Source organism: Moraxella cuniculi, from assembly GCF_900637105.1.
In the GTDB taxonomy this organism is placed as follows: Bacteria; Pseudomonadota; Gammaproteobacteria; order Pseudomonadales; family Moraxellaceae; genus Moraxella; species Moraxella cuniculi.
Map to the genome: position 1 here is coordinate 43,692 of NZ_LR134343.1, position 17,461 is coordinate 61,152.

Below are 17,461 nucleotides of genomic sequence, written 5' to 3' on the forward strand. Positions count from 1 at the left end.
GGAAGCTATTCCAACTTTAGCAAATGCGAAATTGGCACGGATTAATAATCAGCACCCCAAGCAACCAACATGGTTTTGGTTGATAAATCCACTGACAGTACCACATCACGATGCCAAGGAATCAGACGAGGCTCACCATCGATGCTGTCAGCAGTCGGCACAACCGAAATAATCTCATGTGCCCCTGTTTCAAACATTTCTTTGATTTTGCCAAGATTTTCGCCCTGCTCATTGCACACGGTCAAGCCAACCAAATCCGACCAATAATACTCATCTTCGCCAAGTTCAGGAAAGCTGTCTTTGCTTGCCCAAATGGTCGCCCCATTCATGGTTTCGGCAAGGTTGCGATCGGCAATCTCATCAAAACACGCAACCAAACCCTGCCCTTGAGTTCGCCACTGCTTGACAGTCAAGGGCTTCAAACCCGTTGCGGTCTTTAACCACCAAGGGCTAATCTGAAAAATATCAGCTCGCTTATCAGTTTGGCTAAAAACCCACAACCAGCCCTGAATGCCATAGGGTTTTTTGAGCGTGGCGATATGAATCAATGTTGATTCGTCAGGTGCTTGTGCGGTGCTTGGCATTGATTTTTTCATAAGATTGATAATAATCTGTTATAAAATACAAAACGGTTTACGCCCCTAAGAACGCAAACCGTCAGTTTGGCAACAATTAAGCTGCTTTGTTCAATGCTTTTACAAGTGAAGCAACACGCTCTGTTGGCTGTGCACCTTTGGCAATCCAAGCATTGTATGCTTCTAGGTCAATGCGAGTTTCAACTTCTTGACCACGAGCCAATGGGTTAAAAAAGCCAATTTTTTCGATAAAACGACCATCGCGTGCAGCACGCTTGTCAGCAACAACAACTTGATAAAATGGACGCTTTTTTGAACCGCCACGAGCAAGACGAATAACTACCATGATAACTCTCTTTATTGAATGAATATTTAAAAATAACTTTGCAAGAATTAGAGCATGATACAGATTCGATAATTGAGGATGAGCCGTTCGAACCTGAACCACTAAAACTGTCATTATAGCAAGAATTTTATCATCTTAAAAGCAAAAATTGTCATTGATGACACTTTTTTTGTTAAAATGACCAAGCAACGACCAGCAAAAACTGTGCTACAATAAATCAATCGCCACTTTTGAGCCAAATAATGAAAAAACCACTCAAAAATCTCTTGTCGCAAATACACTACAAGCTCTACTCAAATACATTACAAACGCTGATTATGGTTTGTTTTGTTGTGTTTGTCAGTGTTACCTTGTCCATTTGGCTGTTTTGGCGAAGTTTGTATCTGCCAGAATTAAAAAACCACGCCAGTTATTTATCCAGCGAAATTAAACTACTCACCTCCGCCAAAGATGAGTGGCTGGGCAATCCTGAATTTATCGGTTGGTTGCAGGAAAATACCTACATCACCATCATCACCGACCCCAATGAATTTCCCGATGTCAATGATAAGCCTGTAGTAACTTATATTACCCAAATTATGGCTGACGAAATCTCTCGTTCATTGGGTCGTAAAGTGCGTGTTTATTTTAAATTCAAACCCACACCAAAACTGTGGATTCAAGACAGCACTCGCCCTGATATTTGGATTCGTGAGCCGATGATGCACTATTCGCAATACAGCACTGGAGTGATTGCAGGGTTTTTATTTGGTATTCCACTACTGACTTTGTTCACCATCTGGGTGCTGGTTCGGGGACTCAATCGTCCACTCAAACAACTAGAAAAAGCAGCCAACGACTACATTACCCAAGGTCATGCCACCACGCTACCGACCCACAAGGGGCCAAACGAGATTCGCAAGGCAAATACAGCATTCAACCGCTTATTTAGCACACTTAGCCAAGCCCAAAAAGAACGCACCATTATGCTTGCTGGCATCAGTCATGATTTGCGTACGCCTTTGACTCGTATGCGTTTGACCGCCGAAATGCTGCCTGATGAATTTTTCCGAGAAGGATTGGTATACGACATTGAGGACATGGATGCGATTTTGGAGCAGTTTATTTCTTTTATGAAAGATGGTTCGGATGAGCCTGTCAAACCGACCAACCTAGATGCCATCTTTCGAGAAATTATGGTGCAATTTAGCGATACACATTTTGTTTATGAATCCAACATCAGCGAACAAGTGCCTGTACGCCCTTTGTCCATCAAACGCCTGATTGTCAATTTGGTCAATAATGCCGTTCGTTATGGCAAACAGCCAATTCATCTTAGTGCCAACATTAGCCCTGCTGGTGAGCAAGATGAGCATTTTGCCACCCTAACCTTGATTGTAAAAGACGAAGGCGAAGGCGTTGCCGATGACCAGCTTGAGCGAATCATGCAGCCTTTTGAGCGAGGTGAATCAGCACGCACGACTCAAGGCAGCGGTTTGGGTCTTGCCATTGTTGCCCGCATTGCCAAATTGCATCAAGGCACTGTCAAAGCAGCCAATCACCCTGATGGCGGTCTGCAAGTGGTGGTCAGCATTCCCTTGCTGATTCAAATTCAAGACAACACAGCCGAAATCCCACTACAAGATTAGCCAATAATGCCACAAATCACCATTCATCAAGCGGTCTAATTGCCTGTTTGATGAATGACTTTTTCTACACTGCCTTGCGTTATATCATCTGCTGCGACCACCACGCCAACTTGCTTGACCGGCCATTGCATGATAAATCTGGCACCGTGATAGTTTGGACTTTCATCAACAGTTAAATTTGCATTAAACCAAAATGCAATACGGCTAACAATTGACAATCCCAGACCATAACCTCCAGAAGCCCTTGTGCGACTGTCATCAAGGCGAGCAAAAGGGATAAATACTTTTTCACGGTCCTTTTCGGCAATACCCTGTCCATCATCTTCAACACTGATAAAAGCCATGCCTTTTTGCACCCCTGCGGTCAATTTGATGGTAGAATTGGCGTATCGTAACGCATTACCCACCAAGTTTTGCACCACACGATGCAGATAGCGTCTATCCGCCATCGCCGTTGTTTTTGCAGAAGGCAATTGACATATCAGCACAATCGGCTTGCCCAAGGCGTTAGTTTCTCTCTCGATTTGCTCAAGCAGCTCTCGCAAATTAACCATTTCCCAGTCAAGTTTTGGCGAGCCTTCTTCAAGTTTGGCATAGGTTAAAATTTCATCAATCAACTCATTGAGCGATTCAATATCTTCGTCAATATACTCTTTTTGCAGTTGCCGTGAATCAGCCTCATCGGTATCAGCCAGCATATCAACAGCAAAACGAATGCGTGCCACTGGGGTTCTTAATTCATGCGATACTGCACGAGTCAGCTCTCGCTGCGACTCTATCAGGCGTTTGATATGAGCCGTCATGGCGTTAAAAGTCATAGACAATCTGGCGATATCATCACGCCCCACCACTTGCACTTTGGTATCCAAATTGCCCTGTGCCACCCGATCAACGCCAATCTGCAACAGCTGCAAACGCCGCTCCAATGGCAAAATTAGTGCATAAATACCCAAAGCAATCAGCAAAACGCAAATCAGTACAACACTGCCCAAGAGCTTTAGTGGAAACCAATTAAACAAAGCCACAGGGCCAACAACAATCACCAAGTCCTCAACATCGGAAGCAACAACAAATGAGATTGTCGAACCCTGCCCACGAATGCCGTCCTGAAAAAACATCACCAACTCATCTCGCTTGAGACGAGCGATTTGTTCTGGGTCAAGTTTTAGATTCTGGATTGATTGCAGATAGATTGGATAAGAAAACTTTTCGCTCAAAAAATTCAGCCTTGCCTGCTTTTTTTGAAAGCCTTGATAACGAGACAAATCGTCAAGCAAAAAAATCGTCATGGCTCTGACTTGTCGCTCACCAACTTGGGCAAGTTTGACCGTCAAGAGATCATCACTGCCCTCAAGTCGATGATAAAAAGTTGATTGGTTGCTAGAGGGGTCATAGCGGACAACCGTTTTACCCTCTTCGATGCGTCGCATTTCCCGTGCTTTAAACTCAATATCATACATTGAGATGATTTCAAAATTACTGCCAAACAAAGAACTGATGTCATTAAGCCAGTAATTTTTTTGTGCGTCATTTTGTTGATAGGCCGCCCCTTGAGCAATGAGATAAAATGCCCCTGTTGCTACCGTTTCACGGTAAGACTGAGCTCTTTCTTGATTGATGGTATCAACCAGCAAATACGCAAAAAAAGCCACAGAAATACACACCAATAATAAACCAGCGTATATCCGAAAAAAAATGCTTTTTTCTGCAAATGTCATGACCGCCATACAATCCCCATCACACTTCCCAAATTCACCAAATCACATCAGCTGTTGCCTTATATAAATCTGCAATCCAAAGATAAATAAAATAGCAAAAAGCCAGCAAAAGCTGGCTTAGCACAAGCTAACACATAAGTGCTATTTTATGCAATTAATTGCCTTCTTTGACAAATAGATAGCCCTTGCTTCTGACAGTCTTGATGCGTTTTGGGTTTTCTGGATCGTCGCCAATTTTTGGACGAATACGAGAAATGCGGACATCAATTGAACGATCTTGACCATCATATTCAATGCCACGCAAACGCTCAAAAATATCCTCACGAGACAAAATACGACCTGCATTTGATGCAAGCAACCATAAAAGGTCGTACTCAGCACTGGTAAAATCAACCAATTCGTCATTTAAAGTAACAGAACGACCGCCATTGTCAATCACCAAATCACCGAATTCCAGTCGCTGTGGCGAAGATTCACTTGGTGCTGTGTCAGAACGGCGTAGTAATGCACGAATGCGTGCCAAAAGTACACGAGGCTGTACAGGCTTGGCAACATAATCGTCCGCACCCATCTCAAGCCCCAAGACCTGATCCATATCATCAGTACGTGCTGTCAGCATCAAAATCGGCTGATGATATTGAGCTCTCACTTCACGACACACAGTCAAACCATCACTACCAGGCAACATCACATCAAGCACCACCAAATCTGGCTGCTCGCTGATGATACGGCGAATCGCACGCGTGCCATCAGTTTCTATGGCAACATCAAGACCATTTTTTCGCAAATAATCTTGGGTCAGCATTGCCAATCTCTCATCATCTTCCACGATGAGGATTCTTGGCATATCTTCTTTTTCAAGGATGGCAGTCATAATTATCCTAATGAACTGTATGCGATATCAACAACTTATCGCTATTTACGATTGCACAATTAAGCACGGTTCTTGTATTTTTGGATTGTCTGCAGCTGTGCCACAGATTCCGCCAATGCTGTCAAAGCAGCACTCGTCTGCAAGGTATCGCTTTGGTTTGCCAATAATTGTTCAGCTGCACGGCGTGCTTCTGCAATTTTTGCTTCATCTAAGTCGCCAGCCCGTTCCGCTGAATCTGCCAATACGGTAACAACCTGTGGCTGCACTTCAAGCACACCACCAGAGACATAAATCACCTCTTCACTGCTACCATCTGCTGATTTTAGACGCATAGCACCTGGTTTTAATAAAGTAATCAGAGGGGTATGTCCCGCCAAAATACCAATCTCACCAGAATGCCCATTGGCAATCAGCATACTGACATCGCCAGCATACAGCTCTTCTCGTGCACTTACAACTCGGCACTTAAAAGTTGCCATATTGTTCTCCCAATAAGTCAGGAAATTATCAATGATGTTTACTTGGTTGAGCATTTGCCCAACCAAGATCACTTAAGTTACGCTGCCAATTTTTCAGCTTTGGCAACCACTTCATCAATACCACCAACCATATAGAATGCTTGCTCAGGCAGATGGTCGTATTCACCTTCAATAATCGCTTTAAAGCCTGCGATGGTATCACGCAAAGCAACATATTTACCCGGTGCACCAGTAAAGACTTCTGCAACATGGAATGGCTGCGACAAGAAGCGTTGGATTTTACGAGCACGATAAACAACCAACTTGTCTTCTTCTGACAATTCATCCATACCCAAAATTGCAATAATATCTTTTAGCTCTTTATAACGCTGCAATACTTCTTGTACACCACGAGCAACTTGGTAATGTTCCTCACCAATAACTTGTGGATCAAGCTGACGAGAGGTTGAGTCAAGTGGATCGACCGCAGGATAGATACCTTGCGAAGCGATATCACGGCTCAATACAACCGTTGCATCCAAGTGAGCAAAGGTAGTTGCTGGCGATGGGTCAGTCAAGTCGTCCGCTGGTACATAAACCGCCTGCACCGAAGTAATCGAACCCGATTGCGTTGAGGTAATACGCTCTTGCAACGCACCCATTTCTTCAGCCAGAGTCGGTTGATAACCTACTGCTGATGGCATACGACCTAGAAGTGCTGACACTTCTGTACCAGCCAGTGTGTAACGATAGATGTTATCAACGAACAATAGAACATCACGCCCTTTGCCTGTTGCTTCATCTTTTTCGTCACGGAAATATTCCGCCATCGTCAAGCCTGTCAATGCAACACGCAAACGGTTTCCTGGTGGCTCATTCATCTGACCATAAACCATCGCTACTTTTGACTTGGTGAAGTCTTCGGTATTAACAACGCCTGCTTCTTGCATTTCGTGATAAAAATCGTTACCCTCACGAGTACGCTCACCCACACCTGCAAAAACAGAAAGACCTGAATGCTTCAGAGCGATATTATTAATCAGCTCCATCATATTCACGGTTTTACCCACACCTGCACCACCGAACAAGCCAACTTTACCACCTTTAGCAAATGGGCAAAGCAAATCAATTACTTTGATGCCTGTTTCTAGCAGCTCAGTTGAGTTTGATTGCTCATCATAGCTTGGTGCTTCACGGTGAATTGACCATTTTTCTTGAGCATTTACAGGACCTGCCTCGTCGATTGGACGACCCAACACATCCATAATACGACCCAAAGTCGCTTGACCCACTGGCACAGAAATCGGTGCACCAGAGTTAGATACAGTCAAACCACGCTTCAAGCCTTCGGTTGAACCCATCGCAATGGTACGCACCACGCCATCACCCAACTGCTGTTGAACTTCCAAGGTTGTTTCGGTGCCATCAACACTCAGTGCGTCATAAATTTGTGGTACTTGGCCACGGTCAAACTCGACATCAATAACCGCACCAATAATCTGTACAATACGACCGCTCATTGCGTTCTCCTAATTTGGTTATTATTTAATCACTCTGCCAAACCTGCTTTAGATTGATTGGCGGTTTCTCGAAAAGTATAATTGCTCACAACCCCTTCGCTGTCAAACAAAATAACCAATTCTTTGGTTTGAATGTTTTCGCCAAAGGAAAAAAAGTTGTAAGGAATGAAATTTCTCGCCATTGGTTTTGAACGCGAATGGCGATATGTCCAAATTTCTTTACCACTGTCTGTAAACGAAATGCTATCAGCCGAACCAAAGTGTGCAGCAATATCCTGCTTGGTCGTTTGACCCTTAGTGATAACTTGCTCGATTGTTTGCTGGTTTTGCTCCTTCATAACAATATTGCCAGTAGAGGCACAACCTGTTAGTACCAAGGCAGTCAATACCGCAGCAACAATATATTGTGTACGATTTTTTAACATAAGTGTTCTCTAACTTAATAATATTTTAACTAAGAAACAGCTGCAGCACCGCCAACAATTTCTGAGATTTCTCGGGTAATCGCTGCTTGACGCAACTTATTATAAACCAGCTGCAATTCTTTAATCAGGTTGCCTGCATTGTCTGTTGCCGCTTTCATTGCAACCATACGAGCCGACTGCTCAGAAGCAATATTTTCACGAACTGCTTGATAAACCACAGATTCAATATAACGCACAAGCAGGCTATCAATCAAGGTTTTTGTATCTGGTTCATAGATATAATCCCAACTATGGGCTGCCAATGCATCATCTGCAAACTCACCTTCTGCCAATGGTACAATCTGATCCACAACAGGTTTTTGAGCCATTGCGTTGATAAATCGATTGTATACCAAATAGATACGATCAAGTTTGCCATTGATATAATCGTCAAGCATGGCTTGTACTGGAGTGTTAATCTGCTCCAGTGAAGGATTATCGCCATAATCAGTAACAGCAGAAGTTACCTTACCACCAAAGTTTTTGAAAAAACCAACACCTTTGGCACCAATGACTGCAAATTCAATCTCAACTGATTGTTCTTGGTAACTTTTGACTGTCTTTAGCAAATTCTTAAACAAGTTAATGTTCAAACCACCTGCCAAACCACGATCAGAAGTTACCACCACAAAGCCAACACGATTTACAGGACGGCTTACCATATAAGGGTGCTTATAATCTGATTGGGCTTGCACCAAGTGCGAAATAACACGACGCATTCCCTCTGAATAGGGGCGACCTGACTCCATTCGCTCTTGAGCACGACGCATTTTACTCGCCGCCACCATTTGCATTGCACGCGTGATTTTCTGCGTACTTTTAATGCTGGTTACTTTAGCACGAATTTCTTTTAAGCTTGCCATAATTATTCCAATACTGGACTTATTAAAGAGTTTATGGTGCGTTAAATCAAACGCCTAACACACCATATTTAATGCCACTTAGTAGCTGGCAGATGCTTTAAATGCTTCAACTGCTGCTTTTAGACGACCTTCAATGTCATCATTATAGTTTGCAGTATCATCAATCTCGGTCATCAATGCAGCGTGTTCAGTGCGTAGGTAACGCAAGAAAGACTCTTCGAATGAACCAATTTTTTCTACTGGTACATCTGCCAAATAGCCTTCGTTTGAAGCATAAATTACCGCCGCCTGATCAGCGATTGACATTGGTGCATATTGTTTTTGCTTCATAAGTTCGGTAACACGCACGCCATGCTCAAGCTGTTGCTTGGTTGCATCGTCCAAGTCAGAAGCAAACTGGGCAAACGCTGCCAATTCACGATACTGTGCTAATGCTGTACGGATACCGCCCGATAGCTTTTTGATGATTTTGGTCTGTGCTGCACCACCAACACGAGATACAGAAATACCTGCGTTTACAGCTGGTCGGATACCAGAGTTGAAAAGGTTTGACTCAAGGAAAATCTGACCATCAGTGATTGAGATTACATTCGTTGGTACAAATGCAGAAACATCGCCCGCTTGGGTTTCGATGATTGGCAAAGCAGTCAATGAACCTGTCTTGCCTTTAACAACACCACCTGTAAATGCCTCAACATAGTCAGCATTGACACGAGAAGCACGCTCAAGCAAGCGTGAGTGTAGATAGAATACATCGCCTGGATACGCTTCACGCCCCGGTGGACGACGCAGCAGCAATGAGATTTGGCGATAAGCGACAGCTTGTTTTGACAAATCATCATATACAATCAAAGCATCTTCGCCACGGTCGCGGAAGTATTCGCCCATTGTACAGCCTGAATATGGTGCGATGTACTGTAGTGCTGCAGGCTCTGATGCTGACGCAACAACAACAGTGGTATATGCCAACGCACCTGTTTCTTCAAGTTTACGCACCACATTAGCAATGGTAGAACGCTTTTGACCAATAGCAACATACACGCACTTAATGCCAGAGTTTTTCTGAGCGATGATTGCATCAATTGCCAATGCAGTTTTACCAGTTTGACGGTCGCCAATGATAAGCTCACGCTGACCACGACCGATAGGAATCATGGTATCTACAGCTTTATAACCAGTCATTACTGGCTCATCAACTGATTGGCGAGCAATAACGCCAGGTGCAATTTTTTCAACTTTGTCGGTCAATTTTGCATTGATTGGGCCTTTGCCATCAATAGGATTGCCCAGTGCATCAACGACACGACCCAACAGTTCAGGACCAACTGGTACTTCTAAGATACGGCCTGTGCAATACGCTTTTTGGCCTTCTTGTAGACTGAGATACTCACCCAATACTACCGCACCGACTGAGTCTTGCTCAAGGTTTAGTGCCATACCATAGACACCACCTTCAAACTCAATCATCTCACCATACATGGCTTCTTCTAGGCCATGGATTTGCACAATACCATCAGAGACACTGACGATAACGCCTTCAGTTTTTGCAGTTGCGCTTACGTCAAGGTCTTGAATACGCTGCTTAATCAGGTTGCTGATTTCGGCTGGATTCAATTGTTGCATTGCCTTGTTTCCTTTGATTTTAGACAGCTCAACTCTGCTATTATGCAGTAAGCTGAGCTTTTAATTGTTTTAACTTGCCACGCACTGAGCCATCAGTAAACTTATCGCCCACTTTGATTGTCGCTCCGCCCAATAGGCTTGGATCTACAGATTCGTGCAAAATCACGATTGAGCCTGTCGAGATAGCCAAACGCTCCTGCAATTGTTTGCTTTGCGTTTCGGTAAGCGGATAGGCTGAAGTAACATAAGCATCAATCTGCTTAAGTTCTTTTGATTTAAGTTTACCATAATGAGCATAAATCTCTGGCAAAAGTGCCAAACGGTCATGCTCTGCCAATTGCTTTGTAAAGTTGGCTTGGGCTGGGCTTTGCTCTGCTGTTAATTTGCCATAGGCATCAATCAGAATATCTGCTTTTTGTGCAGCACCAATGGCTGGATTGTGCAGCAGTGAAGCAAAATCTTCATTGCCTACGATATCACTTGCAACCGACAAAAAGGTCTCCCAACTGGCGATTGCATTTTGCTCTTTAGCATAATCAAATGCAGCTTTTGCGTATGGTCTTGCTAAGGTAGATAGTTCAGCCATGATATCCTCTAATTACAGCTTAGCCGCCAACTGTTCAAGCATACTGGCGTGTTCTTGTTCGTTGACCTTGTCTTGCAAAATCTTCTCAGCACCCAGCACGGCAAGGCTGGCAACTTGTGCACGCAATTGCTCACGAGTTTGTGCAGCTTCTTGCTCAATCGCTGCATGTGCAGCTGCGATAATGCGTTCACCCTCTAAACGGGCTTGGTCTTTGGCATCTTCAATCATTTGTGTTGCGGTCTTGTTCGCACGCTCAATGATCGAAGCAGCTTCAGTTTTTGCAGCAGCAACTTCTGCTTCAACTTGTTTTTCGGCAGAAGCCAAATCTGCTTTTGCTTTTTCTGCGGCATTTAAGCCGTCTTCAATTTTGCGTTGACGCTCATTAATCGCGCCGATCAGCGGCGGCCATACAAATTTCATGCAAAACAGCACAAAAATTGCAAATGCAATCAGCTGACCGAAAATGGTTAAATTGATATTCATCCAATCACCTCGTGGTTAGTGAAAGTCAGGTGATATCCACCTTTGAACCCTCTCAAAGGTGGTCATGAACTGACGGTTTCAGCTTATGCGAATGGGTTGGCGAACAATAGAAGCATTGCGATACCAACACCGATCATTGGTACAGCATCAAGCAAACCTGCCACGATGAACATTTTAGTTTGTAGTTGTGAACCTAGCTCAGGCTGACGAGCAGTGCTTTCTAGGAATTTACCACCCAAGATAGCAAAACCAATACCTGTTGCTAATGCACCTGCACCGATTAGTAGAGCGACTGCAAGTAGTGTGTACTGTGCGATTACTGGTTCCATGATGTCTCCTTAGACTCAAAATTAAAGGTTCAAAATTTAAATTAATGTTCGGATTCTGCTGAAATTAAAGACAAGTAAACAATTGTCAGCATCATAAATACGAACGCCTGAAGAGTAATAACTAGAATGTGGAAGATTGCCCAAGGCACACTCAATGCCCACTGAATCCAAAATGGCATCAGTGCAATCAAAATGAAAATCAACTCACCTGCATACATGTTACCAAACAGACGCAAACCCAGTGATACTGGCTTGGCCAATAAAGTAACAACCTCCAATACCAAATTGACTGGGATTAAGATGGCTTGCAGCACTGGATTTTTTGCACTAAAGGGGTGTAGCGTAAATTCTGCAATAAAACCGCCCACGCCTTTGTATTTGATACCAAAGCCGATGATTAGCAATAATACACCGATTGCCATGCCCAAAGTAATATTTGGGTCTGTGGTTGGTACGATTTTAAAATACACATAATTTGGATCATAACCCATTAATGCCCCCACTTGTTGTGCGGTTGCTGGAATCCAGTCAATCGGCACAAGATCCATGAGGTTCATCAAAAAAATCCAGACAAAAATTGTCAATGACAATGGTGCAATCAGCTTAGATGGGCCATTGTAGGACTCACGGACACTGTTGTCCACGAAATCTACAATTATCTCAATAAAAGCCTGCAACTTGGTTGGGACACCTGAGGTTGCTTTGCGAGCAACTGCCCAAAAAAGCAATAGAAAAACAAAACCCAAACCAAGCGACCACAGCATGGAATCGACATGAATAGCCATAAAACCCATTTGCTGTGCTTCAGCAGCATCACGAGCTACTTTCCAGCCAAGTTCGGGGTGGTAGCCATAAGTCCAGTGGGTTAAATGGTGAGCAATATATTCTTTAGGTGTGGCTGCCATAATAAACTTCTTGTTTTAACTAAAAAAAGAAAAATTGGATAAACACCAAATCAAAAAAGTTACCCTATTTGTCAAATACACAAAACAACACCAAATGGCTTGCCTGTCTTATAACAAATCAGCACATACAGCGGACAACTCCTGTCCTAGAGCTGTGCTTTTAAAGATTGAAAAAATCAATCAATATGCTTCTTTTCTTATGCAAATCCTAACAATAAATTGCATTCGTAACTCAAAGAGTATCTTACTTAAATGTTGGCAATATGTAAAGAGCAAAAGTGCATTTTATTACCAAAAATTATAAAAAATTATGATGAAATTGCATAATTTCGCCAAAATCCCAGCAAAAATGCCCCTTATGCTACGATATTTTATAAATAATTAAATAGTAATTTATAAAATATCAATATTATAATCACAACTGTAAATTTATATTAAGATTTATTTGAGCAAGGACAAACTCCAAAACTGCACAACCTGCATGATGATATAGCCAAACAGTGTGGCAAAAGCATTGATAGGTGCAAGTTTTGTAAAAATAAGCACAAAACCAGCTATTACAATTAGCCACTTTGTTGCCATGGCAAGATAGGTGTTGAGCATGATTTGTCTTGCATGGCGACTGCCTGTGGTGCGATAAGCCAGATGCGTAAAAGCATATTGTGCGATATAGGCAAGCATACTGCCCGCTGCCATGCCTTTTGCAACCAAAAAACCAGCATCTTGTTGCCACCAACTGATGACAAAGCCCATAATAATGCTGGCAAGCACCGCCCAAATTTGGCGATATTGTAGGCGATAAACATGGTCTTGCTTGCTACGCTTGGCAGGAGAGGTCATAAACGGTCGCTTTTGTCTTGATGGTTCAAAGAATCACATTTGGCAATATTATAAAAGTTTTTATGATAAACAATCAATATAAACTTGCCATATATCAGATGGCATAAAATCAACTAAGAAGCCTTCTGCCTATCGTAGACCTGCACAGTGCTGCATACTCATCACCATATTCTGCCACGCCTGCACAAAATCCGCCGCCGTATCACTCATGTCCTCTTGAACAACCACAATGCGTGGCTTGCCCAGTTTGCTCTGCATACCTTGCGAAACTGGCTGCTGTGCAATCAGGCATTTGGTTGTCGGCGAGATGGTTTCGCTTAATTTTTTGAGCTGGTGGACAGTTGGGCTAAGATGATGGTCAGCGGTCAAGGCTGCAACAAACTTCAGCCCCGCAGCTTGTTCAATATACTGATAAGCATCATGATACGCCCAATAATTCGCGGTTCGTGTAGTAGCAAGCGACTGCACCGCCTGATCCATTTTTTGTTCAAAAGCTCTGGCATTTTCTTGATAATAGTGGCGATATTCTGGGTTGGCATAGCCATGCACCACTGCCAACGCTCGCACAATCGCTTTGGCATTGTCGGGATTTAGCCAAAGATGCACATCTTTGCCTTCTTGTGGTAGTCCGTCAATGTCTCGTAAAGGCAATCGATAAAAAGCATCAAACGCCAGTAGCGAAATGGCATTGGGTGCCGTTTGTAGATTTTTGCTCAAGTTTTGCTCAAGAGATTGCCCAAACCACACCACATAATCACTGTCCTCAATCAGCCTAATCTTGCTTGGCGACAGCGTACCATGATGGCCTGCATCACCACCTTCTAATAATAGCTGTGCATCATGCTTGCCCTTGGTAACTTCATGGCTAAGCAGTGCCAGTGGATAATTGCTAACACTGACCACGCCTGCCAATGCAGGCACTGTGCCAAACCAAATCACCAATGGTAATATTAACAATAATAAGCGTGCATGCTTCATAAATTTCACTCGATATAAATTGATACATTATACCATAAAATATCAAAATGTTATAATGTATCAATTTGTCATGCCACTTTGCATGACTTATCAATAACTATAATAATTTGCCATGCTCTCATCAAAAGATAAGCCCATGAAAAATTTGCAGCTATTTCTTATCAATACTTGCAGTTGTATGCTCATGGCGGTAAAATGCCAACTATCAATCATTAGCAAGAATACATTATGCAAATTCCACATACCACCCACAAGCAAGATCACCAACACCACCAGCACAATGTTGCTGGGGGCGATTTGGCAGAACGACTCGCCAGCGCAAAATCACATTGCCTCGAACGCAGTGTCCGCTTTACCCCATTGCGACAAGAAATATACCAAGTGATTATCCAAGCAGACAGGCCAATGGGTGCTTATGATTTGCTTGATGCACTGCGGCACGAACGCCAAAAAAACGCCAGCAAAAAACAAAAAAATATCGCAGCACCAACCATCTATCGCTCGCTGGATTTTTTGCGTGAAGAAGGGCTGATTCATCATCTTAATTCCATCAATGCCTATGTGCCATGTTGCCACCCACGAGACAGTCATATTGCAGCATTTTTAATCTGTCAATCATGCAAAAAAGTAGAAGAGTGCAGCAATGCCCCAATGGAGAGCTTGGTTGATTTTGCTGCTGCTGATGCCAAATTTGCCGTAACAGCAAGCGTGATTGAACTGATGGGTTTTTGTCATGATTGCCAAAAATGACGACCAAAACGACAGCATGCTAACGCTTGATAAGGTCAGCTATCGTGTTGGCGACAAACAGCTGCTACGCGATATCAGCATGAATATTTATCCCAATGAAACAGTCAGTCTGATAGGCCCAAATGGTGCGGGCAAATCTACGCTGGTTAAGCTGATTTTGGGCTTAATCAAGCCAACCAGTGGCAAAATCCAAAGCCATGCCAAAAATGTCGGCTATGTGCCACAAAAATTCTCCGTACCAAGCATTCTGCCATTAAGGGTGATGGATTTGCTCGCTCAATCCAAAGCAAAACAGCTTTGCACCGAAGAAAAAAGCACGCTGTATGATACCCTGTCCATCACCCCCTTGCTTGACAAACAATTGCATCATTTATCTGGTGGTGAAATGCAGCGAGTGCTGATGGCTCGTGCCTTTCTTGACAAGCCACAGCTGCTGATTCTTGATGAACCAATGCAAGGGCTTGATCCTGATAGCGAAAATTGGCTGTATCATTTTTTGGACAATCTGCCTGTATTTTTGCAGTGCAGTCTTTTGGTTGTTTCGCACGATCTGCATTGGGTGATGAAAGGCTCAAAACGGGTCATTTGTCTCAATAAACATATCTGCTGCCAAGGCAAGCCCAGTCAAGTTGCCATCACGCCAGAGTTTGTGCAACTTTTTGGGCATCATGCACCCTATTTTCATCAGCACAATCAATGTAATCATCAAGCAACCTGCCAACACAGCACACATAAGGAACACCCATGAGCCAGTGGCTGCCCATCATTGCCCCTGCGTGGATTGCAGGCATATTTATCGCCCTGCTATCTGCTCCTTTGGGCTGTCTGGTGCTGTGGCGACGCTTGGCGTTTTTTGCTGATACTTTGGCTCACGGAGCATTATTTGGCATTGCCTTGGCGGCTTGGCTTGGTCTGCCTGCCGACCTAGGCATGGGGCTGATTAGCCTTGTTGTTATCTTCGCCATGACTGCTGTTAATGACAATCGCCTGCCTACAGATGCCGTGCTTGCAGTACTGTCTGCGACACTTTTGTGTTTTGGGCTGCTGACCTTTACACAACTCACCCAGCAGCAGGCAAATGTTTTGGGATTTTTATTTGGCAATTTGCTTGATGTGGACTGGAGCGATTTGCCAAAACTTGCCTGCCTAAGCGTGATTGGCTTGGGTGTGCTGTGCTATATTTGGCAAGCACAAATCAAACTTGCCACATCAGAACCACTGGCACAAATCGCAGGCATTAGCCGAGTGCGACAGCAATTATTTTTTATGGGATTGTTGGCGGGATTTTGTACAGTGGCACTACAGGCGGTGGGCAGTTTGCTCATCAGCGGTTTGTTAATTTTGCCTGCACTGATTGCCAGATTATTTGCCAAATCGCCCACGCAAATGGCACTATTTGCCATTATTTTTGCCCAAATTGGTGTCAGTGCTGGCATCTGGGGCAGTGTTTGGCTTGATATCCAAACAGGGCTTGCCATCGTGCTGGTGCTGGCACTGGGATTTTTTGCCGCTTTTATCATCAGTAAACTTAACCAAAAAAACGCATGAAACCACACCAATCCGCCAAGCAGCCCACCCATCAGCAGATGACACTTGTACAACTGTCGGATCTGCATTTGACAGGCAGTATTGGTAAATCGCCCAGCTACCAAAGCACCCTGCAAGCACTTGAGGTGATTGTCAAATTACAGCCGCAGCTTATTTTATTGACAGGTGATTTGGTAAATGATGGCAATAGCGATGCCTATAATTGGTTGTTTTTGCAATTAAAAAATACAGGCATTGCCCATTTTGCCATCGCAGGCAATCACGATGTTACTCACGAAATCGGCACAGGTCTGCCCTATCATCAGCGACTGCACCTGCCCCTTACTGCCGATACGCGACTGCTTGACTGTCATCGACTTGCCTTTGATGGCATAAACTGGCAAATTTTATTGCTTAATTCCAGTCTGGCTGGCTGTACGCACGGTGCGTTATCGCAAGATACGCTGGCTTGGCTACAGAGCAGTTTGGCACAACACCCCATGCCTGCCATCATCGCCCTGCATCACCACCCACAGGCTGTTGGTTCGGCATGGATTGATGCGTATATGCTGAGCAATCATCGAGCATTTTGGCAAATTATTGAGCAGCACCCCCATGTACATACCATTGTCTGTGGTCATGTGCATCAGGTTCATCAATTGCACCCTTTGAAAAATCACCGCGTACAACTGCTTAGCTGCCCTTCAACCGATCGCCAATTTTTGCCTTTTGCTCATGATTTTGCCATTGACAAGACAGCATCGGCAGGGTTTCGTGTGATACACATTGACAACACAAGCCGACTGGTAAGTTACATAAAAAGTCTTGATAATTAGTCGCCAATTCTGCCAAATGTTGGTTATTTGCCAATTTTCTTGCTAATTTTTTAATAAATTACAAATTAACATTGGCTATTTTGGGTATTTTTTGATACAGTAAGTGCATTTTTTGCCAACTGGCATTTGCAATCAGCGAAAATGCAATGCCATTGTGA

The 17,461-nt window shown here is 43.6% G+C and carries 20 protein-coding genes; 5 read left to right on the forward strand and 15 right to left on the reverse strand.

All coding sequences use genetic code 11. The annotated features are described in order from the left end of the window. Positions 1 to 41 precede the first annotated feature (41 nt). Positions 42 to 596 carry a ribosome maturation factor RimM gene (rimM, locus tag EL162_RS00190; RefSeq protein ID WP_126329295.1) on the reverse strand — a complete coding sequence of 185 codons (555 nt, stop codon included), beginning with the start codon at positions 594 to 596 and terminating at the stop codon, positions 42 to 44. 76 nt (positions 597 to 672) lie between these two features. After that, positions 673 to 921 carry a 30S ribosomal protein S16 gene (rpsP, locus tag EL162_RS00195; protein ID WP_076555455.1) on the reverse strand — a complete coding sequence of 83 codons (249 nt, stop codon included), beginning with the start codon at positions 919 to 921 and terminating at the stop codon, positions 673 to 675. Positions 922 to 1,163: 242 nt separating this feature from the next. Between rpsP and EL162_RS00200 the strand changes: the two genes are divergently transcribed. Beyond that, positions 1,164 to 2,549 (forward strand): ATP-binding protein, encoded by a 1,386-nt coding sequence (locus EL162_RS00200; RefSeq protein WP_126329297.1) that lies wholly within the window; start codon positions 1,164 to 1,166, stop codon positions 2,547 to 2,549. A gap of 35 nt (positions 2,550 to 2,584) precedes the next feature. Here the strand turns inward: EL162_RS00200 and EL162_RS00205 are convergent, their stop codons facing one another. The 13 genes from EL162_RS00205 to EL162_RS00265 all read right to left on the reverse strand — a co-directional run bounded on the left by EL162_RS00205 (position 2,585) and on the right by EL162_RS00265 (position 14,190). Next, on the reverse strand, positions 2,585 to 4,276 hold the full coding sequence (locus tag EL162_RS00205; RefSeq protein WP_126329299.1) for an ATP-binding protein: 1,692 nt from the start codon (positions 4,274 to 4,276) through the stop codon (positions 2,585 to 2,587). A gap of 145 nt (positions 4,277 to 4,421) precedes the next feature. Then, on the reverse strand, positions 4,422 to 5,114 hold the full coding sequence (locus EL162_RS00210) for a response regulator (RefSeq protein WP_375537535.1): 693 nt from the start codon (positions 5,112 to 5,114) through the stop codon (positions 4,422 to 4,424). Between the two features lie 86 nt (positions 5,115 to 5,200). Further along, entirely contained in the window at positions 5,201 to 5,620 is a 420-nt protein-coding gene (locus tag EL162_RS00215; RefSeq protein ID WP_076555458.1) for a F0F1 ATP synthase subunit epsilon, read from the reverse strand. 77 nt (positions 5,621 to 5,697) lie between these two features. Then, positions 5,698 to 7,119, reverse strand: coding sequence for a F0F1 ATP synthase subunit beta (atpD, locus tag EL162_RS00220; protein ID WP_076555459.1), 1,422 nt, complete (start codon positions 7,117 to 7,119; stop codon positions 5,698 to 5,700). Between the two features lie 29 nt (positions 7,120 to 7,148). Then, entirely contained in the window at positions 7,149 to 7,544 is a 396-nt protein-coding gene (locus tag EL162_RS00225) for an SEN1984 family lipoprotein (RefSeq protein WP_227516565.1), read from the reverse strand. A gap of 29 nt (positions 7,545 to 7,573) precedes the next feature. Continuing rightward, entirely contained in the window at positions 7,574 to 8,446 is an 873-nt protein-coding gene (gene atpG, locus EL162_RS00230) for a F0F1 ATP synthase subunit gamma (RefSeq protein ID WP_126329301.1), read from the reverse strand. Between the two features lie 78 nt (positions 8,447 to 8,524). Then, the gene (gene atpA / locus EL162_RS00235) at positions 8,525 to 10,069 is read right to left on the reverse strand and encodes a F0F1 ATP synthase subunit alpha (protein WP_126329303.1); all 1,545 of its coding nucleotides are present in this window, start codon (positions 10,067 to 10,069) and stop codon (positions 8,525 to 8,527) included. 40 nt (positions 10,070 to 10,109) lie between these two features. Then, positions 10,110 to 10,655 (reverse strand): F0F1 ATP synthase subunit delta, encoded by a 546-nt coding sequence (locus EL162_RS00240; protein ID WP_076555462.1) that lies wholly within the window; start codon positions 10,653 to 10,655, stop codon positions 10,110 to 10,112. A 12-nt stretch (positions 10,656 to 10,667) separates the two neighbouring features. Beyond that, the gene (locus EL162_RS00245; protein WP_076555463.1) at positions 10,668 to 11,138 is read right to left on the reverse strand and encodes a F0F1 ATP synthase subunit B; all 471 of its coding nucleotides are present in this window, start codon (positions 11,136 to 11,138) and stop codon (positions 10,668 to 10,670) included. Between the two features lie 83 nt (positions 11,139 to 11,221). Then, positions 11,222 to 11,467, reverse strand: coding sequence for a F0F1 ATP synthase subunit C (gene atpE, locus EL162_RS00250; RefSeq protein ID WP_062499200.1), 246 nt, complete (start codon positions 11,465 to 11,467; stop codon positions 11,222 to 11,224). 41 nt (positions 11,468 to 11,508) lie between these two features. Further along, entirely contained in the window at positions 11,509 to 12,372 is an 864-nt protein-coding gene (atpB, locus tag EL162_RS00255; RefSeq protein ID WP_076555464.1) for a F0F1 ATP synthase subunit A, read from the reverse strand. A gap of 441 nt (positions 12,373 to 12,813) precedes the next feature. Beyond that, entirely contained in the window at positions 12,814 to 13,212 is a 399-nt protein-coding gene (locus EL162_RS00260; RefSeq protein WP_076555465.1) for an ATP synthase subunit I, read from the reverse strand. A gap of 129 nt (positions 13,213 to 13,341) precedes the next feature. After that, complete coding sequence (locus tag EL162_RS00265; RefSeq protein ID WP_126329305.1) at positions 13,342 to 14,190, reverse strand: metal ABC transporter substrate-binding protein; 849 nt, start codon at positions 14,188 to 14,190, stop codon at positions 13,342 to 13,344. Between the two features lie 228 nt (positions 14,191 to 14,418). On the opposite strand from EL162_RS00265, the gene EL162_RS00270 reads away from it, so the two are divergent. Genes EL162_RS00270 through EL162_RS00285 form a run of 4 tightly spaced genes read left to right on the forward strand, consistent with a single transcriptional unit; the run spans position 14,419 to position 17,303 of the window. After that, positions 14,419 to 14,940: a Fur family transcriptional regulator gene (locus EL162_RS00270; RefSeq protein ID WP_126329306.1), complete on the forward strand. Its 522-nt coding sequence runs from the start codon at positions 14,419 to 14,421 to the stop codon at positions 14,938 to 14,940. Further along, positions 14,924 to 15,688 (forward strand): metal ABC transporter ATP-binding protein, encoded by a 765-nt coding sequence (locus tag EL162_RS00275; RefSeq protein ID WP_076555467.1) that lies wholly within the window; start codon positions 14,924 to 14,926, stop codon positions 15,686 to 15,688. Before EL162_RS00270 ends, EL162_RS00275 begins: the two co-directional genes overlap by 17 nt. Next, positions 15,685 to 16,488 carry a metal ABC transporter permease gene (locus tag EL162_RS00280; RefSeq protein ID WP_126329308.1) on the forward strand — a complete coding sequence of 268 codons (804 nt, stop codon included), beginning with the start codon at positions 15,685 to 15,687 and terminating at the stop codon, positions 16,486 to 16,488. The genes EL162_RS00275 and EL162_RS00280 overlap by 4 nt, the downstream gene beginning before the upstream one ends. Beyond that, positions 16,485 to 17,303, forward strand: coding sequence for a metallophosphoesterase (locus tag EL162_RS00285; RefSeq protein WP_227543409.1), 819 nt, complete (start codon positions 16,485 to 16,487; stop codon positions 17,301 to 17,303). Before EL162_RS00280 ends, EL162_RS00285 begins: the two co-directional genes overlap by 4 nt. Positions 17,304 to 17,461: the final 158 nt, after the last annotated feature.